The organism is Lacinutrix sp. Bg11-31, assembly GCF_002831665.1.
In the GTDB taxonomy this organism is placed as follows: domain Bacteria; phylum Bacteroidota; class Bacteroidia; order Flavobacteriales; family Flavobacteriaceae; genus Lacinutrix.
Genome location: NZ_CP025118.1, coordinates 1,428,822 through 1,454,832, shown reverse-complemented (window position 1 = coordinate 1,454,832; position 26,011 = coordinate 1,428,822). Strand labels below are relative to the sequence as shown.

The window sequence follows — 26,011 nt, the reverse complement described above, 5'->3', positions numbered from 1 at the left end:
CTAAAGTTAACCAATATAAAAGCCTAGAAAAACCACATTATGTCAAGAATTATTAAACCAAAGGATATTCCAAAGTCGCTATGGAATAATTCAAAGAAAACGATGACATTGCCTCACGCAATAATTGATTGTTGGAAGAAACTGCTTGGTGAAAAAGATTTGTTAAAAGAAGCTACTAAAAACAATCACCGAGGTGAAATTGGAGGTATTGATGAAGAAGCAACTCATAAACATTATTCTTTTAATTATAATGGGTCTTGTGCTCGATTTCAATTAGCCTTTTTAGATCCTAAAAAAGATTTAAAAGAAGTTTCAGACGCATTCGTAAAATCCCTTGGTGGATATGATGTGTTTATAACAGATATTCCATCAGGTACAGGAGCAGCTTCTCTTTCTTTACTTTGTAATATTGCTCAATTACGAGAGGAAAAAGTGTTTCCACCTATTCCTATGAATATAGAAATTTTGGCTGGTGAAATTTCACAAACAGCAATTGATATTTTTAAAGAATCTTTTGTTGAAATAAAGGAATATCTTGAAGAGTATGAAATTTATGTTCAATTACATACTGAAATTTGGGATGTTACAAACGATGCTTCTACATTACAATTAATGAACAGAATCACCTCGTTGAGTAAACAGAACAATAATAAGATTTTATTACTTGCAAATTTTACAGGATTTCTTGAACGAGAAGGTAAATGGAACGATGTAAAAGATCAATTTGAAAAACTATTTAATCATTTTTCTGGAAAGTCAACTGTTGCAATTTGGTTGGAACCCAAATATAAAATTAGTTTTATTAGCTTTTTCCCAAAGGCAATAAAGTGGTTTTATAATAAGTTTAAAAAACTTATTGGTTCAACTGAGGATATTAAAATAGAAACTTCACAAGCCTTATTTAATCATGGGTTAATAGATGTCGTATCAAGAACTAATGTTGCTGTCGTAAAATTTAATACGGAGAGAATATGAAATCAGAAACAATAGCTATAAAAGCAATCAATAATTATCGGAAGAGAGATATTATTGCTTACCTGTCTTTAAGATATTATTTAGATACATCTGTTAGTAAAACAGATGTTTGGGCTAAGGAGGTAGCTGTAAATCTTTCTATAAAAAATGAAACACCTAATTTTTTAAAGACGAAACACTTTAAATCATTTATAGATAATGAAATTAAACAAAGAACGATTTATGTGCCTGGACCAAATGACATAATAGCGGAGTCTGTGTTAATTAATGAATGTTCAAATTTTATTGAATTTTATTCGAATAAATCTGTCTATAGTTATCTTTTAGTCTCAGATGAAGAGGATTCAATTTATAAACATTACATGCATGGTTGGAAAGAAAGATATAACTCAATCAAACAAGCTTGCGAGAATAATATTGATCAAGAAGTAATATATTTTGATATTAAATCTTTTTATCCTTCAATTAGTTTGGATTTAGCAAGAGATAAATGGATAGAAGCATGTGGTAAAGCTAAAATTAATGATACAATAAAGAGATTAGGTATAAATTTTTTGAGTAAATATGAAAAGGTTCAAAGTGATTCAAATGAAAAGGGATTACTTGTTGGTCCTATGTTTAGTCATTTAATAGCAAATTTAGTGCTAAATGAAGTTGATGGAACAATGGAAACAATAACCAATGATAAATATTGGCGTTATGTGGATGATATTATTATCATTGGAACTTCAGAAGAAGTAAAGGTTTATGCTCAAAAGTTAACGGAACTACTTGAAGCGTTAAATTTAGATTTACATAAAGAAGATAAAATATTTCAAATTTCAACAAAAGATTGGTTATCAAATTCTATAGCAATTGATCAAGAGTTATCTAATAAATGGATGAAGCGAATTAATGATCTCAAGAATTTTATTAAAATGAGTTCTGATCAAATTAATGATCTTAATAATACATTTAAAAGAAATAATATTAGAATTGATATTCCTATGATTTCTGAAGATATTAGATCAAAGTCTCGCAGAAATCGTAGGCTAGAAGATTGGTTTGGTAATTTAATAGGAAATAGGAAACTGAGTGTGTCAGAAATAGTTAATGATTTTAAAATTTTAAATAAATATTATATTGACTTATTTAAGTCTAAGGTTGAATTAAAAATTGATAACACACTTGGGCTAAAATCGCATCATACACTTTTACGCTATTTAGTAGGTAGACTAATATATTTATCTTCGGAAGAGGATTTAATTATGGTAAGTTCAAAAATTGCAGACATACCAGAATTAAAACTTCAATATGAAATAATTAAGTCCTTAATTTCATTGGATATATCTATGATTTTAAGACTAGGGTCAAATGCAGCTCAAGCTGCTGCTCAAGTAATAAAAATAAAGTCAAAGGTTGTAAAATGTTATATTACTTCACCAAATAGTTACGAAATACAAGGATTATCTATTTTTAAATTTCATGGAATTTCTATTGAATTCGGGGAAGAAACTACAGTTGAAGAACCATTATTTAAATTTGCTTCAGGAAATATTAAGGCAAGTAAAAGCATAGATGATCAATTTTTAAATGAATTTGGAGCGTTACATGGTAATACTGAATCGAAACATGAAGAAACACTTGATTCTCTTTTTAATGAGAATGAGTCATGGTCTTTTGATGCAATGGAATCGGATTACGGTTATGGATATTAATATCATTTTTAAATAATTAAAATTAAATTGTAAAATGGATAACCAAAGAAAACAATTTTGCTTAAACTATCTTAAAGCAAGAAAAGCTTTTTTGAATTTGGCAAATAAAGATGAAGTATTACATGGCAACGATAATATCATAGGCAGAATTGGAGAGGCAATAGCACATTCTTTTTTAGAACAAATGGGTAGGCGTCCAAAAGTTGTAAAAAACCAATCTAATGAAGGTTATGATATTATTTGCGAACATGATGGCTCAAAAATATCAGTTAAAATGATTACTGCTGAAAATAAATATGGTCGCACTTCTAAAATTAATCCCAATTGGGATGAGCTTATTGGTGTAGAGTTAGGTGAGGATTTAAAAGTGATAAATTTTGGGCTTATAACTAAAGAAGCTTTTATAGAAGAGCAAAAAAGAAAAGACCAAAATTTGGAGCCAAACTTTAGTAGAGCCATGTTTAAAGAGAATGGCATTTTTGCTTTGGCTGGTACATTGTTTCCAATTGAGCAAATTGAAAAATATAATTTAATATAAAACACTATGATAGCACGTGTAAAAATTGATGGTAATTATTTAGAGACATTAGACTCTGAGGGTCGTAAAATAGCACGTACTTATTGTAAAGCTATGCTATTAGGCAATTCTAGTAAGATTGTAATAGTACAAGATGGTAACTATATAGAAGTGTTAGACCAAGACTTAAAGAAAATAGCACGTAAGTTTTTAAAAATAGATAGGTTTTTAGGAGCTTCGGGTGATACTTTTTCGGTTCAATCAGGTAACTACGCAGAAACTTATAATATGGAGTGTAAACAAATTAGTAGAAATTACTCAAAATAAATATGAGCACATCTAGTATTATAGACATTCCTAAAAAAGCAGGAGATAAAGATCAATTAGGGATAGAAGCCTATAAAAATGGTTTAACTAATTTTATAGATTCTGCACAAACACCTTTAACTATTGCTATTCAAGGTGAATGGGGATCTGGTAAAACATCGCTTATGAATGCTATCAAGCACGATTTGTGTGATAGTAATAGTAAGTTTCATGGCATTTGGATAAACACTTGGGAATACTCACTGCTTACCGACGAGTATACCACGATGACAAATATTATTCAAGGTATAATTGCTTCGGTTATTAGTGAGTTGTCTAAAGATAAAAACCAAGATTTACAAGCATTAAAAAGTAAGGCAGTTAACTTTTTTAAAGCAGCAACACGTGGAGCAACTAAATTTGGAGCAAATGCATTAACAGCAGGTGTGGCAGGAGATGCAACTGATGCTTTTTTTGAATCGACAGAAAAGCAATCTTCATTACGAGATTTGCATTCAGAACTACAGGAGCAAATAAATATTAGTGTAGAGAAAAACAAAGACATCAAAGGGTTCTTGTTTTTTATAGACGATTTAGACCGTATAAATCCACCAGTAGCTGTGCAAATTTTAGAGTTGTTAAAAAATATTTTCGATTTAGAAAACTGCATCTTTATTCTAGCTATAGATTATGAAGTAGTAGTAAAAGGATTAGAGCCAAAATTTGGTAAAAAAACAACCGAAAATGAACGTGAATTCCGTTCGTTTTTTGAGAAAATCATCCAATTACCGTTTACCATGCCTATTGGTCAATATCGTGTAAACGATTTGATAATTGACAATTTAATCAAACTACAGTATTTTAATGATGGCGAGTTAACACCAGAAATATCCGATGTTATAGTAGATATAAGTAACCTGACTGTTGGTTCTAACCCAAGAGCCATTAAGCGCTTGTTAAACAGTTTATCTTTAGTAAGAAGCATTATGCTTGCTGTAGAGAATGAAAGTAAACCTACAGCTTTTGAACAGCTTATAAACATTGGTGTGTTTAGTATTCAAATAGCCTATCCATTACTTTTTAGAGTTTTAGAACGCTATCCTGATTTTACCGCTTGGAATGATGAGGTTATGGAAACCTTTAAATTAAAAACTATTGATGCTGACTTAAAAGAAAAATTGTCTAAAAACGAATATTTTGATGAAGAATGGGAGCAAGTATTGTATCAATTATGCCAACGTGAGAACTTTCTAAGCAATCGAGCGATGCAAATTTCTAGGTTATTTAATACCTTAAAAATAAGAATAGAAAGTAATGCAACTGATGAGGCTAATGATTCGCAAGATGTAACTTTATTAGATGTTATGACAAATGCTATACAAATAGCATCTGTAACAAGTTACGATACAAATATTGAAGAGTCCAAGGTAAAAGAGATTCATAAATCTGGATTTTTAAAAGGGTTAAGAGAACGCATTAAAACATCACTTTTAGAACAAGCAGTTACAAAAAACATTAAGATGCTCTATCAGCAAAAGGCTGTAAAATCTAATCTTACTTTTTTAATTGAAAAAGAAAACCATAAATATCGTTTAGACCTTTCTGTGCATACAAGCGCTAAAGAATATCGTATACAGGCGCGATATGGCTGTTGGTATTTTGTAAAAGCAAGACATAGTAATTTTGAAAGTAATCTAGAAGAATCAGAAGCGAAAGCAGTTAAAGCAAAAGAGCGTTTTGAAGGTATGTTATTAAAGATGGATGTTTTGTCTAAAGAGTTACCCGATAACTATTACCTAAACCATTACGTACTAACAAACGATAAACATAATACTATTGTAGCTACAATGAATGTTACAACACCAAACGCTTGGGGTTTTATAAAAGATGAGCAAGCATTGGAAATCTATTTAGATAAATTAATAAAGTTTTTAGAAACAGTTGATGATATTAAAATTGTTGGTTGGTAAGTTTTATAATCTGTTGTCTAAAAGTAGTTTTTAAAAGAAAATTAGTTACGCAAAACGACGAAGTAATAATGATGGGTTATGTTATTCAGGATTATTTGATTAGCGAAAAATCACATGATGTAAAACCCAAAAACTTAATGCCTTTACTAATAGAAAAAGGATTTTTTAATAAAGATCATAGAGAAGGTTTGCCTTTACGAAATGTTTTAAGAGAATTGTATGATAAAAATCTACTTTATTTATTACCACAAGTAAGGTTTGAGCAAAAGTCTAAAAATAGATTTTGGTATTTTAATGCATTGCAATTGTAATACTTTAGATAAGAATGTAATATAAGCTGCAAATGTGTGTGTGCAGTTAATTAATTTATGTTTTTTTATAACAACGACATCTTTTGTCGTAGCTACGATATGATATTTGTATTCATTAAAAAATAAAACAATGGATAACGTATTAAAAGAGTTTAAAGACTATTTAAAAGTATATGAGAACATGACTTTTAAAGAAGCACGATCAAGCGTAAATAACCTTAAACAATTTGTAGCTAATTGTTTAAAAACAGTAAATATCAATATTTTACAATTAAAGACGCATAGGGAATTTGATCTAACTATGAGAGCTTATAATTTTATAAATAAAAATAAAAGCCAACGATTTGCTTATCAAAAGATAAATGAGCAATTTAACCAGTATTTGTTACACAAGACGGTTATGGATTGGCTGTAGTTAGTTCTCATGAATTAAGTTTTACGAGTAGATTAACTCAATTATAATAATTTTAAAAAAACAGATAAATAAATGAACATATTTAAAATTCTTGCAAACGGTCATGGCTCAATTAATGAGAATAACATTTCTGCCTTTTTAGGTTACTTGTTAGATCCCAAGGCAGATCATTCTTTAGGTTATACTTTTTTAGAGAAATTCTTGGAACCTGTAATTCCAAAGGATGAAAACTTTAATATCTATAAGTATGAATATAAAGTGTTTTTTGAACAAGGAAAGGAGCAAAGAGTGGATATAGTAATTGTATGTTATACAGATGAAAACTACGGTGGTAAAAATTCACAAATGATAAATTTTGTAACTGCAAAAAAATCTATCCATAAAGTGTTTTTAATCGAAAATAAAATAACGCTAACCTCGAGAACTGAAGATCAGTTAGAAAAACAAATTAAATCAACAACAGGTGAATTATCAAAACTTAAGGACTTTGAAATAGATAATCTTGACATTTATTCTATATATACTACACCAGAAGATGATAAATTTGATTTAGAATTTAAAAAATTGACTGCTAATAACAATAAAACTCATATATATTGGGATAATAAGGATGACGAAAAATCGAATACTACAATTAGAAGTATTTTAGAAAGATTACTTAAGGATGAGAATAACGCAAAAATAGAAACAATCAATACATACACTAAAGATACAATAAAATCATTCATTCAATTTATTGATAATGGATTTAAATCAGAAATTGCCGAGGAAGTAGTAATGAAAGAAAATCTCACTATCCCTGTTGAGTTAGTTCCTTCAAATGCAGATGATTTTAAGATAGCATTTTTAAAAAAAGGAGTTGCTACGGAGCGTTACCATTATGATGATGGTAGAATAGAAGAAAAATTATGGAAGGTTACTAAATTTAATGAAGATTCTAATTTGATGAGGAATATTTACAGTAAAAATATTAGTAGAAAAGGAAAATGGATTGATTTAGGTATTACAAAGCTTGAAATTATAGTGCATTAATTTAATGATGTATTCTATGCACTACCAAATAGAAACTAAATACTGGAGAAGACAAGTACCCAATATTCATGATGAATCTCATAATGAAACACCTACTAAAACCGATTTGGTAGAAACAAAAAATGAGTTTCATCATGAGTTACCAATAGAAGCCAGAAAAGAAGCCTTTCAGCATTTTGCGAGTATTTTGGACGTCTTGTACACTGGTTTGCATAAAACTCAAACCACAGACAAACAAGCGCGAATAGATTTACAACAGTATTTAGACTCAGGAAATGGAATAGAATACCTAAGTAAATATCCTGATAAAAAATATAAAATAAACAGTATCGATATGTATAATCGTATTGAGATTTACATGGTTGTTAATGGTGTAAAAACAGCTATTCATGGTATTAGATATTTAGATTACGTAGATCGGTTAGATTATGACCTTTTAGAAGATTTACAAGGTTTGGTGTTAGAATATAATACATATACTAAAAACAATTATTCTACGGCAGGTTATGAAACGAATGTTGATTTTACCACTGTTGGCGGAAAAAAAGAAACTTTTATTAAAACACCTGTAAACTGGAATGAGCTAGTTAGTGATTATGCTGGATTAGAATTAATTTCTTAAATATTATAAATGTCTGTACAAGGTAAAATAAAACGGTATTCTTTAATTATTGAAAAAATAAAAAAGGGTAAAAACACCTCTTTTGAAGCTATAAAAGATTTTTTATTTGATAATGGTTTTGAGCATACTAAACGGACAATTCAACGCGATTTTGACGATTTAAGAAATGAATTTGGTGTAGAGATTCTATATGATAGTGTTAAAAATAACTATTATATTGATTACGATAATAGTCCAAATTTTGAGAACTTTATTAGATTTATGGAGTTGGTAAATACGGCAGATTTATTAAAAGAAAGTTTTAAAAGCAAAAGTGAATCCTTGAAACATATTGTTTTCGATAATAGTGAAGGTCTTCAAGGAATACAGTATTTAGAGCTTTTTTTATCTGCTATAAAGCAGCATCGAGAAATTAGTTTTACACATTATAATTTTCAGAAAAATACGACTACAAAACGCTTACTAAAACCCTATTTGTTAAAAGAGTATGCTAATCGTTGGTATATTGTAGGAGAACAGGAAGGTGTAAATGAATTTAGAAATTTTGGAATTGATAGAGTTTCTAACGTACAATTAACTGAAAATACATTTATCCCAAATAGAGATGTGGATATTAATTATTTGTATCATGATGTTATTGGTATGGTGTATTCTGAAAACACCAAACAAAGAGTAATATTATCCTTTACTCCAGAACAAGGGCAATATGTAAAAACATTGCCTTTTCATCATTCTCAACAGACACTTTTAGATACAGATGTTGAGTTTCAAATCTCATTGGATGTAATACCTAATCGATCGCTTGTGGAACGAATTTTAATGTATGGAAAAGCGGTAAAAATAATCGAGCCAATTACTTTAATTAAGAAAATAGTTGATATTCATAGATCAGCTCTTTCTCAATATGATTTTTAGACATTTTGCTGTATCAATAATTGAAGTTAACTAAAGCGCTAAACTCATAAATAACTCTAGTATCATTTTAAAGTCTTCTCCAAAGCCTTCAATTCAACACCCAATTCATTAAACATACCTAGAATACTACTAATTTTTAGTTCCTCTTGAGTATATTCTTGAGTATTAATACTACATGTAAATTCCCAAATCTCTAAAACCTCATTAATAGGCACGCTGTACTCATTATAGATTTTATTATCAGATTTTAATACAAGCGTATTGTTTAAATCGATTTCATTATAAACACGTTTGTAAACCATTCCATCGTTTAAAGTTACAAGTACGTATGTTCTACCGCTTTTTATTTCACTTCTATCTTCTATAAAGCGTCCTATAACAAAAGAACCATCTTTCATTGGTAGCATAGAATCTCCTTTTATAGGGAATGCTCTATGTTTTCCTGTTGGTAAAAAAGGAAGTTTTATTTTTTGTAATTGCTCAATATATTCAGGATCATCATAACCTGCTAAATAACCAGCAGAAGCTTTTACAGGCACCACTTCAATTAAATGTTCATTAGCATCATCGACTGTTATTGGAAACAACACACGTTGATTATTTAGCTCAATAAACGAGAAGTCTTTAGCTTTTGTTAAGTCATTACGTAATAAAATATCTATTGGTATTTTAAAGTAATCAGAAAAAGCAATTAAAAACTCAATAGTAGGCGCAGAGCGATTCTCTTCGTAAGAGCCAATACGTGATCTAGTTACATTTAACTCTTCGGCTATTCCTTCTTGAGATAGCTTTTTAAGACTCCTTAAATGCTTTATGTTTTTAGAGATATAATTCATAATACTACAAATGTAAGCAATAAATACTTGAATTTGTAGCTAATTTTGTAGCATGCAAAATAATATTTTACATCTAGATTTAGACACGTTTTTTGTCTCATGCGAGCGACTAATAGATAGTCGTTTGCAAAACAGACCTTTACTAGTTGGTGGTACAGGAGATAGAGGTGTAGTTGCAGCTTGTAGTTACGAAACTAGAGTATTTGGCGTGCATTCTGGTATGTCCATGAAAGTAGCGAGACGCTTATGTCCAGAAGCAACAGTAATTAGAGGTGACGCTTCAATTTATACTAAATATTCGCATTTAGTAACTGAGATAATTAAAGAAAAAGCACCCATTTTTGAAAAAGCTAGTGTAGATGAGTTTTATGTTGATTTAACAGGCATGGATAAATTTTATGGTTGTTATAAATATGCTTCAGAATTACGTCAAAAAATAATTAAAGACACAGGATTGCCAATTTCGTTTGGTTTATCTACTAATAAAATTGTTTCTAAAGTAGCAACAGGAGAAGCAAAACCAAATAACCAATTACAGATAGATTCTGGATTTGAAAAAGATTTTTTGGCACCTTTATCCATTCGTAAAATACCATCGGTTGGAGAAAAAACATATCAAGTTTTAAGAGGTTTGGGTGTTGATACTATTAGTGTTATTCAGCAAATGCCATTAGAAATGATGATTAGTGCGCTTGGAGCAAATGGACGAACCATTTGGAAAAGAGCTAATGGTATCGATAATCCGCCTTTAGTTCCTTTTTACGAACGTAAATCGCTATCAACAGAACGTACTTTTGGAAAAGATACCATTGATATGGTTAAGCTTAGAACCACCATTTTTGCTATGGCAGAAAATTTAGCTTTTCAATTAAGAAAAGGAAATAAACTTGCAGGAACATTGAGTGTAAAAATTAGGTATTCAGATTTTAATACTTACACTAAGCAAGTTAAAATCACCTATTCGAGTGCAGACCATGTTATTATTCCAAAAGTATTAGAGTTGTTTGAAAAACTATACCAACGCAGATTATTAATCCGATTGGTTGGTGTAAAAATTAGCGATATAGTAACAGGTAATTATCAAATTAATCTTTTTGATGATACCGAAGAAATGCTAAGTCTATACAATGCAATGGATACCATAAGAAACAGATATGGAGATTTAAGCATCATGAGAGCGTCTGCAATGGGAGCAAAAACCATTGGTAGATTTGATAATCCTTTTAATGGTGAACCACCAGTTTTATTAGCACATCGTAATCAATAATGTATTTAAACTGTCACTCATATTATTCTTTACGTTTTGGAACATTTTCTGAAACTGATCTTTTAGATTTAGCTGAAGCTAATGCTATAGACACTATTGCGTTGACAGATATTAACAACACATCTGCTTGTATAAATTTTGTTAGGCAGGCAAAAAAGCGGAATATTAAGCCAATAATTGGTATCGATTTTAGAAATGGTACAGATCAAAACTATGTTGGTATTGCAAAAAACAATGCTGGTTTTAAAGCGTTAAATCAGTTTTTGTCGAAACATTCTGAGCAAAAATTACTGTTGCCAGATGTTGCAACACTGTTGTTGGCAAATGTTGCTACAACGTTGGCTAACGTTGCTATAATATATCCTTTTGAGAAAGTATTACAACAAAACAAGGTGCAATTCACTGATAATGAGTTTATTGGTGTATCTGTAGACGATTTGCGTAAACTTAGGTTTTCATCTCTAAAGCAACAACAACAACACAAAATAGTGTTGTTGCAACAAGTAACCGTAAGAGATAAAAAAGATTTTAATGCACATCGATTATTAAGAGCAATAGATAATAATACTTTACTAAGTAAACTAGAAAAAACAGAAGAGTGTAATCCTTCCGATAAAATGTTCTCTTTAGAGGAATTGAAAATAGCTGTTGCTGAATTTCCTTTTATTTTAGAAAATACAAAAAAATTGATGGATGAATGTGATGTCCATTTTGGGTTTGATGATGAACGCACGTCTCAAAATCAAAAATTATACACAGACTCATTTGAAAATGATTGTTTGCTATTAGAAAAACTTTGCAAAGAAGGTTTGCCAAAACGCTATGCAAATCCAACTCCAAAAGTACATGCACGTTTAAAAACAGAATTAGATACCATTAAAGCGATGGAATTTGTGTCTTTTTTTCTTATCAATCATGATATCGTGTCTTATGCTAACAGCAAAGGTTATTTTCATGTTGGTAGAGGTAGTGGAGCTAATAGTATAGTGGCTTATATTATTGGTATTACAGATGTAGATCCTATTGAATTAGATTTATATTTTGAACGCTTTATTAATCCATTTAGAGCATCACCACCAGATTTTGATATCGATTTTTCTTGGAAAGATCGTGATGATGTTACTGCTTATATTTTTAAAAGATTCAAGCATACTGCATTATTAGCAACATATAATACGTTTAAATATAGAGCGGTTGTTAGAGAATTAGGAAAGGTTTTCGGTTTGCCAAAAGAAGAAATAGATAAACTGAGTAAGCACAATTATAATATTTCTACTTTAGATGAAATTTCAAAACTGGTTTTAAAATACGGTAAACTTATTGAAGGTTTTCCAAATCATCTAAGTGTGCATTCCGCAGGAATTTTAATATTAGATCAACCTGTACATTATTATTCCGCAACAAATTTACCTCCAAAAGGATTTTCTACAGTACAATTTGATATGAATATTGCCGAAGATGTTGGTGTCTTTAAGTTTGATATTTTAGGACAACGTGGTTTAGCAAAAATTAAAGAAGCGCTAGAAATTATTGCGCAAAACAAACCAGAATTACCACCAATAGACATTACCAATGTTGAAGCTTTTAAAAGAGATCCTAAAATTAATAACTTACTTAAATCGGGTGGTGCAATTGGTGCATATTATGTAGAATCTCCTGCTATGAGAGGATTAATGCAACAATTACAAACACAAGATTATCTTGGTTTGGTGGCAGCAAGTTCTATAATTAGACCAGGAGTTTCTGGTTCAGGAATGAAGGAGGAATTTATTAAAAGGCATCGTAATCCTGAAAAAAGAAAAGAAGCGCATCCTATTTTGTATAAAATTATGCCAGAAACCTACGGAGTGATGGTTTATCAGGAAGATGTTTTAAAAGTGGCTAATCAGTTTGCAGATTTAACTTTAGGTGAAGCAGATGTGCTTAGAAGAGGAATGAGTGGTAAGTATAGATCTAAAAAAGAGTTTGAAGCTGTTGAAGAAAAGTTTATCTCTAATTGTAGAAGTAAAGGTTATAAAGACGACTTGATTTTTGAAGTATGGAATCAAATTAAAAGTTTTGCAGGTTATGCTTTTGCAAAAGGGCATTCAGCTTCTTATGCTGTTGAGAGCTATCAGAGCTTGTTTTTAAAATGCTATTTCCCTTTAGAATTTATGACTGCTGTACTTAATAATGGAGGTGGTTTTTATAGTGCAGAACATTATTTTCATGAAGCAAGGCAACAAGGAGCAACAATCTGTTTGCCTTGTGTAAACAGAAGTGATCACCCAAATAGACTTATTGATACATCTATTTATTTAGGATTTGGGTATTTAAAAAACTTAGAAGCTTATACTATTAAAAGATTATTGACTGAAAGGCAATTAAATGGTCTGTTTAAGTCTTTAGACGATTTTATTGATAGAATTGTAATTAGTATTGAACAGCTTACTATTTTAATTAGAATTGATGCTTTTAGGTTTACTAATAAACCAAAAGTAGAGTTACTTTGGCAAGCCATTTTTAAACTGAATGCAAAAGGTAAAAATACAGTACAATCAAAATTGTTTAAAACGGAACACAAACAATTTACATTACCAAAATTAGATAATAACTGGATTGAAAATGCTTATGATGAAATGGAACTCATTGGGTTTCCATTATGCAATTATTTTGATTTGGTTAATGAAGATATGAAACATGATGTTTTAGCATCGCAAATGAATCAGTTTATTGGTAAATCTGTTTTAATATATGGAAATCTGGTAACGACACGTTTTAATAAAACATCACAAGGTAAATTGATGCGCTTAAGTACATTCGTAGATAAAAATGGAGATTATTTTGATGCTGTACATTTTACAAATGTGGTGAATCAATTTCCAATTAATGGATTAGGAATCTATGCTTGTTATGGCAGAATAACAGATAGGTTTGGTTTTTATAGTATGAGTGTCGTGTGGAGTAAAAAATTATCAGTCGTTAATGATCCTAGAAATGTTTGATAAAAACTAAATTTTAATATTTTTGATTAAATTTTTTTAAGCTAAAAAAGTAATATATTAATGTTTTTTATTGAAGGTAATAATTTGTTTAAGTTTGTGTTTTTATTGTACCTGATAGTCTTTAAAGTATTGTTAATGCTGAATAAATAACTTCTGTATTGGTAAGTAAAATCATAACCCATAATAAATTTAAAAACACGCTAAACCCTTATTTAATAAGGGTTTTTTTATGCGTGTGTTTTTCTTAAGATTGCTTTTTCTAAATGTTTGCTTTTTTTATATAATTGTTATTTTGAAAAGATGAGCGATAAAAAAATATTTTATAGCCCAAAATATGATTAAATTTGAGCTATAAATAATAATTATATAGCTCATGGCTTATAAAATATGGAATTGGTTACTTAAAAATTGGCCTCATTTTTCTTATAATAAAGAAGAACTAGAAAAATTAGAACTTCAATTTTATCAAAATACAGGATCTGTATTTGGAGCTATAAAACATATTGAAGGAGTCTCAAAAGATGATTTGTTAGTAGAGATACTAAGTAATGAAGCTATTAAAACGTCAGAGATTGAAGGAGAAATTTTAAATAGAGAAAGTGTGCAATCCTCAATTAAGGGAAACCTTGGTTTTGCTGTAGAAAACAGAAAAATTGCTCCTGCCGAAAGCGGTATATCTACAATGATGGTTGATTTATACAAAAACTACCACAAACCTTTAACGCACAAACAACTTTTTGAATGGCACAAAATGCTTACCAATGGCAGAAGAGACTTAATTGATATTGGTAGTTATAGAACCCATAAATCACCAATGCAAGTAGTTTCTGGTAGATTAGACAAACCTACAATTCATTTTGAAGCACCTCCATCAGGAAAAATGAAAGCAGAAATGGAAGCGTTTATTTCTTGGTTTAACACAATACATCACCCAGATAATAACAGTATGTTACCGCTAGCAAAAGCAGGAATAACACATTTGTATTTTGTGTGTATTCATCCTTTCGAGGATGGTAACGGAAGAATTGGTCGCGCACTTGCCGAAAAATCCATTGCTTTAAGTACTGGTCAGCCCACATTAATTTCTTTATCGCACAGCATAGAAGCTAACAAAAAAGCGTATTACAATACGTTAGAAACAAATAATAAAACTCTTGAAATTACAAATTGGCTTCACTATTTTGGTGAAACAATTCTAGAAGCACAGCAAGACACTTTAAAACGTATTGATTTTATTGTTGAAAAAATAAAGTTTTTAGACCGTTATTCAAATCAATTAAATAAACGGCAACATAAAGTCATTCTTCGTCTTTTCGATGCAGGTTATACTGGTTTTGTTGGAGGTTTAAGTGCTAATAATTATACTAAAATTGCCAAAACGTCTGCTTCAACAGCCACAAGAGATTTAAAGGATTTAACAGATAAAAAAATATTAGTTAAAACAGGAGCACTAAAAGGTTCTCGATATGCATTAAATTTAAAAAACGAGAATAGTTTATAAAAGAATTAAGCTTTTAAAAATATTAATTTTTACACTTAATAATTTTTAACTACCTGTAAATCATAAGTTTATTTCAATTCTAAAATCAGAACAACTCTGTTTTAAAAAAATAATCACATTTTGAGGATTCCCGTAAGGTCAATTTTTAAAAAGGTTCTATATTTAAAGTCTCCCTTTAAGATTACAAAAGCGAATACTAACACTTGCTTTTGGAAGCGTACCGTATTATAATACACATAAACTAACACTATTAATGTCCGAAGAACAAAAACAACAAATACTAAAACAAACACTGTGGAATATTGCTAACGACCTTCGTGGTAATATGGATGCAGACGATTTTAGAGATTATATACTAGGCTTTATTTTTTACAAATATTTAAGTCGAAAAATGGAACTTTACGCTAACGTTATTTTAAAACCAGATGGTTTAGATTACGATACTGTAGAAGCACATCCAGAAGCCGAAGCGTTGCTAGAAGCTATTAAATTTGAAGCTTTAGACAAACTAGGCTATTTCTTAAAACCAAGCGAACTGTTTAGCGAATTGGCAAAACGTGGTAATTCGGGTAACAAAAACAACTTTATTCTAGGCGATTTAGCAAACGTGCTAACCAACATAGAGCAAAGTACCATGGGAAGCGAAAGCGAAGACGATTTTGGTAACCTCTTTGAAGACTTAGATTTAACAAGTAGTAAACTAGGTAAAACCGAAGACGCCAAAAACGAACTCATAGTAAAAGTACTAACCCATTTAGAAGGTATCGATTTCGATTTAGAAAACACAGATAGCGATATTTTAGGTGATGCTTACGAGTATTTAATTGGGCAATTTGCCAGTGGAGCAGGAAAAAAAGCAGGAGAATTTTACACACCACAACAAGTCTCTAAAATACTAGCGCAATTAGTAACTACAGGCAAAACCAAACTAAAAAGCGTGTACGATCCAACCTGTGGCTCTGGTTCGTTATTGTTACGTGTTGCCAAAGAAGTAGGAGACGTAGGCGAGTTTTTTGGACAAGAAAGCAACCCAACTACGTATAACTTGTGCAGAATGAACATGATTATGCACGACGTACACTACAAACGTTTCGATATTTATAATGAGGATACCTTAGTAAACCCAAGCCCAAACCATATAGACAAACGTTTTGAAGCCATAGTTGCCAATCCGCCATTTTCGGCAAACTGGAGCGCAAGCCCATTATTTATGAGCGACGATCGGTTTTCGGCTTACGGTAAACTAGCACCAAAATCTAAAGCAGATTTTGCATTTGTGCAACACATGGTGCACCAACTGGACGATAATGGTACAATGGCTTGCGTATTACCACATGGTGTGTTGTTTCGTGGCGCAGCCGAAGGACACATACGTAAATTCCTTATAGAAGATAAAAACTACCTAGACGCAGTAATAGGTTTGCCAGCAAACATATTTTATGGTACAAGCATACCAACTTGTATTTTAGTATTGAAGAAAAATAGAACAGAAGATGTCACTACGATCGCAGTCGAAGGGCAATCTACCAATAAAACCAAAACTGAAACTAAAAGTCATGCTGAGCTTGTCGAAGCACCAAAAAGAAACGAGTCTATTCTCTTTATAGATGCAAGCCAGCATTTTGAAAAAGTAAAAACACAAAATGTATTAAGAGAAAATGACCAGTTTAACGATATTGAAAACATTGTTAACACCTATAAAACAAGAGTAACCAAAGACAAATACAGTTATAATGCCAGTTTAGAAGAAGTTAAAGAAAACGACTACAACCTAAACATACCACGTTATGTAGATACGTTTGAAGAAGAAGAACCCATAGATTTAACAACAGTAGCCAAAGACTTAAAAGCATTAGATAAAGACATAGCAAAAACCGATGCTACTATTGCCGACTTTTGCAAACAGTTAAACATAGACACTCCTTTTTAATGGCAACACAAAAAAAGAAAGGAAACGTCAATACTTCGCAACCGTCATTGCGAGGAACGAAGCAATCTCATGATGTCAACGATAACAACAAACAGATTGCTAACAAGTCTGTCATTGCGAGGAACGAAGCAATCTCATCAAAAGAACCTAAAAAGCTAGTACCCAAACTACGCTTTAAAGAGTTTGAAGATGAATGGGAACAGAAGAAATTGGGAGAAATATCTAAATTAATAACTAAAGGAACAACTCCAAAAAAGTTTACAGAGAAAGGAATTAATTATGTGAAGATTCAAGGCTTAGATGGAATAAATATTAATAAAGAGAAATGTTTATATATAGATAAAGCAATACATGAAGGTGAGTTGAAAAGGTCGATTTTAGAAGAAAACGACTTATTGTTTGCTATTGCTGGTGCTACAATTGGAAAGATAGGAATTGTTACAAATGAAATTTTACCTGCTAATACAAATCAAGCTTTAGCTATTATTAGATTAAAGAGTACTGATTTTTTAGAATTTACGCTTCAGATTTTACAATCAAGAATAATGAAAAAGTATATTTCTGAAAGCATAAGTGTTGGAGCTCAGCCAAATCTAAATTTGGAACAAATGGGTAATTTTAAATTTTTTCAACCCAAACTCCCAGAACAACAAAAAATAGCCAATTTCCTAACAGCAGTAGACACCAAACTACAGCAACTAACCACAAAAAAAGAAACATTAGCCCAATACAAAAAAGGCGTGATGCAACAATTGTTTAACCAACAATTGCGTTTTAAACCAGACGTCATTGCGAGGACGCAGGACGAAGCAATCTCATCAAATGAAACGGAATTTCCGGATTGGGAAGAGAAGCGATTGGGAGAGGTGTTTAAATTTAAACAAGGGTTTCAATTTCCAGTAGAAGAACAGTTTGATGAACCTTTTGAGAATAGTGTTTATTTTATTAGAATAGTAAATGTAACCTCTTCACCCGATGACAAGAGATATGTCATAAAGCCAGAAGAACAGCATATATTATCTAAAAATGATTTGTTTATGGTTAGATATGGAGATGCTGGAAGGATTGCTACTGGATTTAATGGAATCATAGCAAATAATATGTTTCGATTATTACCAAAAATGAAAATAAGCGAGAAATGGTTTTATTTCTATTTAGATTCAATTTATGAAAAAATACATGCTTTAGCAGGTTCATCAACAATGCCAGCTATAAAATTTGGTACAATTGAAAATTTAAAAGTTGATACACCATCCCTAAAAGAACAACAAAAGATAGCCAATTATTTAAGTGCTATAGATTTAAAAATAGAAACAGTACAAACGCAACTAAGCAAAACGCAGGCGTTTAAAAAAGGCTTGTTGCAGGCGATGTTTGTTTAATTAAAACCGTCACTGCGAGGCACGAAGCAATCTCATGAAAGGAAACGTAAACGAGAGACAGATTGCTTCGTTCCTCGCAATGACACTCGTAACGTCACTGCGAGGCACGAAGCAGTCTCATGAAAGGAAACGTAAACGAGAGACAGATTGCTTCGTTCCTCGCAATGACGTAACTAGAAACCAGTATTTTCTTTAAATAAAAATAATAAGTGTTTTTCACTAAGTTAATGCATAAATAAGTGTTTTTCACTAATCGTAAGCGTTTTTCACTTATATTTGATAATAATTGTTTTTCACAAAAAGAGATGAGTAATAAACGTTTTTCACTTAAAATAACTGTTTTTCACGGCTTAAAAGCACCAGAAGAAGGTACTTTAGTAGGTTATGCAGCCTTAATTGAAGCCTATAAATTGGCAGTGCCTATGCCTAATCAATTAGTGCTTATTAGTTTTAAAAACAGAAAATACAGCACAGCGTCTTGGAAAGTGTTTACAACGAGACATCAACCAGAAGACACGCTTCATAAACAATTAGTATTTGCTTTAAAATACGAAGGCGTTAATTTATTGGTGTTAAAAAAACTGTTTCATGTTGTGCCTAAACAGGAAATCGAAAACATTATTAAATCTGAATCCTTAGGTCAATATACACGTAGGCTATGGTTTTTATACGAATGGCTATTAGAAGCCACATTAAATCTACCAGATTTAAATAGTGGCAATTATGTAAACGTGTTAGATACTAAATTGCAATACGCTATTAAAGGTACACGTTCTGCAAGACATCGTATTATTAACAACCTACCTGGTACACCAGAGTTTTGTCCATTAATATTTAAAACGGATAAACTAGACACTTATATTAACGCCAAATTATCAGAGCAGAAAAATACGTATTTAAACAGTATCCATAAAGATGTGTTACAACGTGCTTCTTCTTTTTTACTTTTAAAAGACTCAAAAGCATCTTTTACTATTGAGAATGAAAATCCAGGAACCAATAGAGCAATGCGTTGGGGAAAAGCCATTGGACAAGCTGGTAACAAACCATTAAGTATAGAAGAACTGGAGCGTTTACAGCAAATAGTTATTGAAAATGCCAGATTTGTAAAGCTAGGTTTAAGAGATGAAGGTGGATTTGTTGGAGAACATGATAGAAGTACAGGAGCACCATTACCAGAACATATATCGGCAAAACATGAAGATATAGCATCGTTATTAAATGGATTGGTTAGCGCCAATGTGTTAATGCAAGATGCAGCTATTGATGCTGTGTTAGCAGCTGCATCCATAGCATTTGGGTTTGTGTTTATACATCCATTTGTTGATGGAAATGGTCGTTTGCACAGATACATTATACATCATATATTAGCTAAAAAGGAATTTACGAAACAAGGTGTTATTTTTCCGGTTTCAGCATCCATTTTAGACCATATTGATGATTATAGGAAGACGCTTGAAAGTTATTCGCATCCACTATTAGATTTTATTTCCTGGAAAGAAACGGAAGATCATAATGTGATAGTTTTAAACAACACCATAGACTTCTATCGTTATTTTGATGCAACAAAACAAGCCGAATTTTTATACGATTGTGTTGATGATACGTTAAAACGTGTTATTCCAGAAGAAGTAACTTATTTGCAAAATTATGATGCCTTTAAAAGATATCTAGATAACGAATTTGAAATGCCAGATAAAATGGTGGCTACTTTAATTCGATTTTTAGAACAGAATAATGGTGTGTTTTCAAAACGAGCATTAAAGAAAGAATTTTCAGAATTAGAAGAAAACGAAGTTACTGAGATTGAAGATAATTATAAACTTATTTTTTTGAATGACTAAACAATCTGAACTACAACTAGAAAACAAGCTAATTAAACAATTAGTAGGTTTAGGTTACCAAAATATAACCATAACAGATGGAGACGCTTTAGTGTCTAATTTAAAAGCGCAATTAGAAGCGTTTAATAAAACGGTGTTTTCTACTAAAGAGTTTGATACTATTTTAAACCACCTAGCTAAAGGAAATGTGTTTGAAAAAGCCAAAACCTTACGCGATCGTTTTAATATTACCAGAGACAATGGAGACAGTTTTTATGTACGCTTTTTTAATAATGAGGATTGGACAAGTAATCTGTTTCAAGTTACCAATCAAATAACCCAAGAAGGGACTTACAAAAACCGATACGATGTTACGTTGTTAGTAAACGGTTTACCATTAGTACAAATAGAGTTAAAACGTCGTGGTTTAGAAATTAAAGAAGCCTTTAACCAGATTAATCGTTATCAACGTCATTCGTTTTGGTCTAATCATGGACTGTTTCAGTATGTGCAATTGTTTGTTATTAGTAATGGTGTAAACACTAAATATTTAGCTAATAATAAGTTGCAGTCTGTTAAGCAAACCTTCTTTTGGGCAGATGTAAACAATAAAAATATTACCAATTTAACCGAGTTTGCTAGTTCATTTTTAAACCCAAACCATTTGGGTAAAATGATTGCGCAATATGTGGTGCATAACGAAACGCATAAAATATTAATGGTCTTACGTCCATATCAGTTTTATGCAACAGAGAAGTTAGTAAATCAAGTCGCTATAAGTAACGACAACGGTTACATTTGGCACACTACAGGTTCTGGTAAAACCTTAACGTCTTTTAAAGCGAGTCAGATTATTATGGACTTGCCAAACGTACACAAAGTAGTGTTTGTGGTAGATAGAAAGGATTTAGATTACCAAACCATGTTAGAGTTTAATAGCTTTAAAAAAGACAGTGTAGACGTTACAGATAATACACAATCTTTGGTTAGGCAGTTAACAGACGATTCTAAATTGGTGTTAACCACAATACAAAAACTAAACAATGCGATTTCTAAAGCAAATTACGAGAAAAGCTTAACGCACTTACAAGATAAAAAAGTAGTCTTTATTTTTGATGAATGTCATAGAAGTCAGTTTGGAGATACACACAAAAAAATTACCGAATATTTTAAAAGTAGCCAACTGTTTGGGTTTACAGGCACACCAATTTTTAAAGACAATGCGTCTAAAAACGATTTAGGAAAACGTACTACTAAAGATTTGTTTGGAGCATGTATGCACAAATACGTGATTACAGATGCTATAAAAGATCAAAACGTATTGCGTTTTGGGATTGAGTATGTTGGTAAATACAAACAAAAAGGAAATACGTTAATAGATATTGAAGTAGAAGATATTAATACTGCTGAGGTTTTTGCTGACGAAAAACGTTTAGAAAAAATTGCAGATTATATGATTGCGTATCACAATCAGAAAACGTTCAATAAAGACTATTCGGCTTTGTTTGCAGTGAGTAATATTGATACGTTAATTAAGTATTATGATATCTTCAAACGTAAAAAAGAAGCAGGCGAACACGATTTACGTATAGCAACTATATTTTCTTACGGAACCAATGAAGAAGACGAAGATGCACAGGATTATATTCCTGGAGACCAATTACAGCAAGCAGCAGAGCCACAAGCACAATACAAAACAAGTCATACCAGAGAAAAGTTAGACGCATATATTTTAGATTACAACCAAATGTATAATACTAGTTTTTCGACTAAAGATAGTCAGCAGTTTGAAAACTATTTTAAAGACATTAGTAAACGTTTAAAAGAACGTGAAAAAACAACCTTTCAAGACAAAGACAGATTAGATATCGTGATTGTAGTAAACATGATGCTAACAGGTTTTGATGCTAAAAAGGTAAACACATTGTATGTCGATAAAAATTTAAAGTATCATGGTTTAATACAAGCGTTTTCTAGAACAAACAGGATTTTAGGCGAGCAGAAATCACAAGGAAACATTTTGTGCTTTAGAAACCTTAAAAAGGCAACTGATGAAGCAATAACTTTGTTTTCTAATAAGGATGCGATAGAAGATATTATTTTACCGCCTTATGAAGCTATTGCAGAAAAATTTGATGACGCTTTAAAAAATCTATTAGAGATTGTTCCAACGTTTCAAAGTGTAGACACATTACCAAGTGAAATAGAAGAGTTGCAATTTATAGAAGCTTTTAGACGTTTATTGCGTGCTAAAAATGTATTAGAATCTTACACCGATTTTGATTGGGAAGATTTGGGCATTGACGAGCAAACTTTTGAAGATTACAAAAGCAAGTATTTAGATTTACACGATAAAGTTAAAAACGATAGCCAAAAGCATAAAACATCAATTCTTGATGATATTGATTTTGAGTTAGAGTTAATCCATCGTGATCAAATTAATGTAGCTTACATTTTACAACTCTTAGCCAAATTAAAACATTCTAAATCTGCAGATGCTAAAGCACAGAAAAAGGCAATTATAGATATGTTGTCTGGAGACGTAGAGTTACGTAGTAAACGCGAATTGATAGAAAAATTTATTGAAGAAAATTTACCACATATTAGCGATGTAGATGCGATTCAAGATGAATTTGAACGTTTTTGGCATGAAGAAAAGGTATTAGCACTTGCTAAATTATGCGAAGAAGAGCATCTTGATAAAGCGCAGTTTAAAGCACTTATTGAAAGCTACACCTATAACGGAAGAGAGCCTTTACGCGATGAGGTTTTTAAATGTTTGGACAGTAGACCAAGCATTTTAAAAGCACGCGAAATTGGAGAACGTATTTTAGATAAAATGAAAGAATATGTTCAAGTTTTTGTTGAAGGGATGACAGGATAATGCTGTCACTGCGAGGCACGAATTGTATCGTCACTGCGAGGTACGAAGCAGTCTCATAATGCCAACGGTAACAATCAACAGATTGCTTCGTGCCTCGCAATGACAAGTAGTTTTGTCCTCGCAATGACATTAGAAAGGAGCAATGACAGTAGAAAAGGTGCAATGACACATATTAATTATGAAACCAGGTTACATTTACATTCTCACAAATAAAAATAATACCACATTATATGTTGGTGTAACAGCTTATTTAAAAGAACGTATACTGCAACATAAAGAAAAACACGATTTAAAATCGTTTACAGCCAGATACAATTTAGACAAACTAGTATATCATGAAGCACACCAAATGATAGGTGATGCAATAGCAAGAGAAAAGCAATTAAAAGGAGGAAGCAGAGCTCAGAAAACAGGTTTAATTGAAAGTGTAAATTCAGAATGGTTGGATTTATTTGAAGAACTTTAACGTTACTGTATTGGTTTCACTACGAAGCATGAATAATACCGTCATTGCGAGGACGCAGGACGAAGCAATCTCATGATGCGAGAACTAATACATTAAGAGATTGCTTCAGGTTTACTTCGTTACCTCGTAAAGCTCGCAATGACATTAGAAGATTTCTTCGTGCCTCGCAATGACAGAAAAAAATAAAACAAGAACAACATAACCACCCAATGAAATTACTAACCAAATCAAGATTTAAATTAGGACTTGAATGTCCAAACAAATTATACTACACACTTAAAAAGGAGTATGCTAATATTAAATTAGATGATCCGTTTTTAGAAGCATTGGCACAAGGTGGTTTTCAGGTAGAAGAACTAGCGAGACTACATTATCCAGAAGGTGTTTTAATAGAAGGCAACGATTGGGATTATGAGTTGTTATGGCAACAAACACAAGACTTACTAAAGCAAGAGAATGTTACCATTTTTGAAGCCGCATTTTTAATAGATGGTTTGTTTATTAGAGTGGATGTTTTAGTTAAAACAGGCAATAAAATTGAGCTTATAGAAGTAAAATCTAAATCTTTTGATCCTAATAATGAATATTTGTTAGTTGGTAAAAAAGGAGCTATGCGACCAAGTTGGAAACCATATTTATTTGATGTGGCTTTTCAGAAATACGTAATACAGAGTTGTTTTCCAGAGTGGAAAATTAACTCGTATTTAATGATGGCAGATAAAACCAAAAAAGCGAGTATTGATGGTTTAAATCAGTTATTTAGAATAAGCAAAAAGGAAGTCAATAGAACAGGAGTTACAAAAAAAGTGAGCACTTTAGAAGCCACTGGAAATCCAGTTTTAGGTAGAAAAAAAATCTCAGGTATCATTAAAGATATTGAAAGTAACAAACATAAATACCATACTAATTTAAACTTTATTGAGTCTGTCGAATTTTTAAAAGACACCTATTTAAAGGATGCTTATGCTAATTGGCCTACAAGTTATAAAGGCTGTAAGTCTTGTGAGTTTAAATGTAATACTAACGATAAAGAACAAGGACTAAAATCTGGATTTGAAAACTGTTTTACCAATCAGCACCAATGGACAGAAGAAGACTTTAAAACTGAAAACATTTTCGATATTTTTAATTTCAGAAAGGGAAGTAAATTGTTCGATGAAGGTATTTTCTTTAAAAATCAACTTACTGAAGATTCTATTAGTTTAATGGGTGATCCTGAAAAACTAACAACTTCTTACAGACAATGGTTACAAATTGAAAAAGCGGTTAATAACGATGACTCAATCTATGTAGATGAAGATGGTTTAAAGGACGAAATGGAAACTTGGGTGTTTCCGCTTCATTTTATAGATTTTGAAACCAGTACTGTTGCATTACCATTTAATAAAGGTGTAAAACCTTATGAGCAGATTGCGTTTCAGTTTTCGCATCACATCTATCATGAAGATGGACGTATAGAACATGCTAATGAATATATTAATAACACAGCAGGTGTGTTTCCTAATTTTGAATTTGTACGTGCTTTAAAAACTGCTTTAGAAAGTGATGAAGGTTCTATTTTTAGGTATTCTCATCATGAGAACACGATTTTAAATGCTATTTATTTTCAATTATTAGAATGTAACGAAAAAGATAAAGAGGAGTTAATGGCTTTTATACAACACATTTCGCATTCAAAAGGCGATAGTGCCATCACATGGAGAGGCCATCGTGATATGATAGATTTATGGCAAGTAGAAAAGAATTTCTATTATAATCCGTTAACAAAAGGCTCAAATTCTATAAAATCGGTATTGCCAGCAGCATTGGCTTCAAGTTCCTTTTTACAAGAAAAATACGCAAAACCTTTAAAAGATATTAATGTAACGAGTAAGAATTTTAAAGACAACCATACGTGGTTAACTTTAGAGAATGAAGCCGTTATAAGTCCTTATAAAATGCTGCCTGCTTTATTTAAAGATTGGAGCGAAGATGACATTGAAAATACATTGTCTGAAATTGAAGACATTGATAATGGAGGTGCTGCATTAACAGCTTATGGTAAATTACAATATACTGATATGTCTAAAAACGAGGTGACCGAAATTACTTCTGCTTTACTTAAATACTGTGAGCTAGATACGTTGGCTATGATTATGATTTATGAGCACTTTAGAGAATTGGTGAAATAAAATAAGA

The 26,011-nt window shown here is 31.3% G+C and carries 20 protein-coding genes; 19 read left to right on the top strand and 1 reads right to left on the bottom strand.

What is annotated here, in order from left to right; genetic code table 11:
• Positions 1–39 precede the first annotated feature (39 nt).
• The 10 genes from CW733_RS06490 to CW733_RS06445 all read left to right on the top strand — a co-directional run bounded on the left by CW733_RS06490 (position 40) and on the right by CW733_RS06445 (position 8,760).
• Positions 40–975, top strand: coding sequence for a hypothetical protein (locus CW733_RS06490; RefSeq protein ID WP_157811547.1), 936 nt, complete (start codon positions 40–42; stop codon positions 973–975).
• Complete coding sequence (locus CW733_RS06485) at positions 972–2,672, top strand: RNA-directed DNA polymerase (RefSeq protein WP_100996426.1); 1,701 nt, start codon at positions 972–974, stop codon at positions 2,670–2,672. The genes CW733_RS06490 and CW733_RS06485 overlap by 4 nt, the downstream gene beginning before the upstream one ends.
• 97 nt (positions 2,673–2,769) lie before the next feature.
• Positions 2,770–3,210, top strand: a complete 441-nt coding sequence (locus CW733_RS06480; RefSeq protein ID WP_157811546.1) for a hypothetical protein — start codon at positions 2,770–2,772, stop codon at positions 3,208–3,210.
• A 6-nt stretch (positions 3,211–3,216) separates the two neighbouring features.
• Positions 3,217–3,516: a hypothetical protein gene (locus CW733_RS06475; protein ID WP_100996424.1), complete on the top strand. Its 300-nt coding sequence runs from the start codon at positions 3,217–3,219 to the stop codon at positions 3,514–3,516.
• Between the two features lie 2 nt (positions 3,517–3,518).
• The gene (locus tag CW733_RS06470; protein ID WP_100996423.1) at positions 3,519–5,465 is read left to right on the top strand and encodes a P-loop NTPase fold protein; all 1,947 of its coding nucleotides are present in this window, start codon (positions 3,519–3,521) and stop codon (positions 5,463–5,465) included.
• On the top strand, positions 5,459–5,776 hold the full coding sequence (locus tag CW733_RS06465; RefSeq protein ID WP_100996422.1) for a hypothetical protein: 318 nt from the start codon (positions 5,459–5,461) through the stop codon (positions 5,774–5,776). The genes CW733_RS06470 and CW733_RS06465 overlap by 7 nt, the downstream gene beginning before the upstream one ends.
• Before the next feature lie 130 nt (positions 5,777–5,906).
• On the top strand, positions 5,907–6,191 hold the full coding sequence (locus CW733_RS06460; RefSeq protein ID WP_100996421.1) for a hypothetical protein: 285 nt from the start codon (positions 5,907–5,909) through the stop codon (positions 6,189–6,191).
• Between the two features lie 72 nt (positions 6,192–6,263).
• Positions 6,264–7,223 carry a PD-(D/E)XK nuclease family protein gene (locus tag CW733_RS06455; RefSeq protein WP_100996420.1) on the top strand — a complete coding sequence of 320 codons (960 nt, stop codon included), beginning with the start codon at positions 6,264–6,266 and terminating at the stop codon, positions 7,221–7,223.
• A 16-nt stretch (positions 7,224–7,239) separates the two neighbouring features.
• Positions 7,240–7,845 (top strand): hypothetical protein, encoded by a 606-nt coding sequence (locus tag CW733_RS06450; RefSeq protein ID WP_157811545.1) that lies wholly within the window; start codon positions 7,240–7,242, stop codon positions 7,843–7,845.
• 9 nt (positions 7,846–7,854) lie between these two features.
• Entirely contained in the window at positions 7,855–8,760 is a 906-nt protein-coding gene (locus CW733_RS06445) for a YafY family protein (RefSeq protein WP_100996418.1), read from the top strand.
• Between the two features lie 62 nt (positions 8,761–8,822).
• Here CW733_RS06445 and CW733_RS06440 read toward each other — a convergent pair whose 3' ends face one another.
• Complete coding sequence (locus CW733_RS06440; RefSeq protein ID WP_100996417.1) at positions 8,823–9,596, bottom strand: LexA family transcriptional regulator; 774 nt, start codon at positions 9,594–9,596, stop codon at positions 8,823–8,825.
• Positions 9,597–9,648: 52 nt separating this feature from the next.
• Between CW733_RS06440 and dinB the strand changes: the two genes are divergently transcribed.
• The 9 genes from dinB to CW733_RS06395 all read left to right on the top strand — a co-directional run bounded on the left by dinB (position 9,649) and on the right by CW733_RS06395 (position 26,004).
• Positions 9,649–10,863, top strand: a complete 1,215-nt coding sequence (dinB, locus tag CW733_RS06435; RefSeq protein ID WP_100996416.1) for a DNA polymerase IV — start codon at positions 9,649–9,651, stop codon at positions 10,861–10,863.
• Positions 10,863–13,847, top strand: a complete 2,985-nt coding sequence (locus tag CW733_RS06430; RefSeq protein WP_100996415.1) for a DNA polymerase III subunit alpha — start codon at positions 10,863–10,865, stop codon at positions 13,845–13,847. The genes dinB and CW733_RS06430 overlap by 1 nt, the downstream gene beginning before the upstream one ends.
• A gap of 373 nt (positions 13,848–14,220) precedes the next feature.
• Positions 14,221–15,348 (top strand): Fic family protein, encoded by a 1,128-nt coding sequence (locus CW733_RS06425; RefSeq protein WP_100996414.1) that lies wholly within the window; start codon positions 14,221–14,223, stop codon positions 15,346–15,348.
• Between the two features lie 253 nt (positions 15,349–15,601).
• Positions 15,602–17,278: a type I restriction-modification system subunit M gene (locus CW733_RS06420; RefSeq protein WP_100996413.1), complete on the top strand. Its 1,677-nt coding sequence runs from the start codon at positions 15,602–15,604 to the stop codon at positions 17,276–17,278.
• Positions 17,278–18,660, top strand: coding sequence for a restriction endonuclease subunit S (locus CW733_RS06415; RefSeq protein WP_100996412.1), 1,383 nt, complete (start codon positions 17,278–17,280; stop codon positions 18,658–18,660). The genes CW733_RS06420 and CW733_RS06415 overlap by 1 nt, the downstream gene beginning before the upstream one ends.
• 305 nt (positions 18,661–18,965) lie before the next feature.
• Positions 18,966–20,504: a Fic family protein gene (locus CW733_RS06410; protein WP_100996411.1), complete on the top strand. Its 1,539-nt coding sequence runs from the start codon at positions 18,966–18,968 to the stop codon at positions 20,502–20,504.
• Positions 20,497–23,367: a type I restriction endonuclease subunit R gene (locus CW733_RS06405; RefSeq protein ID WP_100996410.1), complete on the top strand. Its 2,871-nt coding sequence runs from the start codon at positions 20,497–20,499 to the stop codon at positions 23,365–23,367. The genes CW733_RS06410 and CW733_RS06405 overlap by 8 nt, the downstream gene beginning before the upstream one ends.
• Before the next feature lie 178 nt (positions 23,368–23,545).
• Positions 23,546–23,833: a GIY-YIG nuclease family protein gene (locus tag CW733_RS06400; RefSeq protein ID WP_100996409.1), complete on the top strand. Its 288-nt coding sequence runs from the start codon at positions 23,546–23,548 to the stop codon at positions 23,831–23,833.
• Positions 23,834–24,042: 209 nt separating this feature from the next.
• The gene (locus tag CW733_RS06395) at positions 24,043–26,004 is read left to right on the top strand and encodes a DUF2779 domain-containing protein (RefSeq protein ID WP_100996408.1); all 1,962 of its coding nucleotides are present in this window, start codon (positions 24,043–24,045) and stop codon (positions 26,002–26,004) included.
• Positions 26,005–26,011 lie beyond the last annotated feature (7 nt).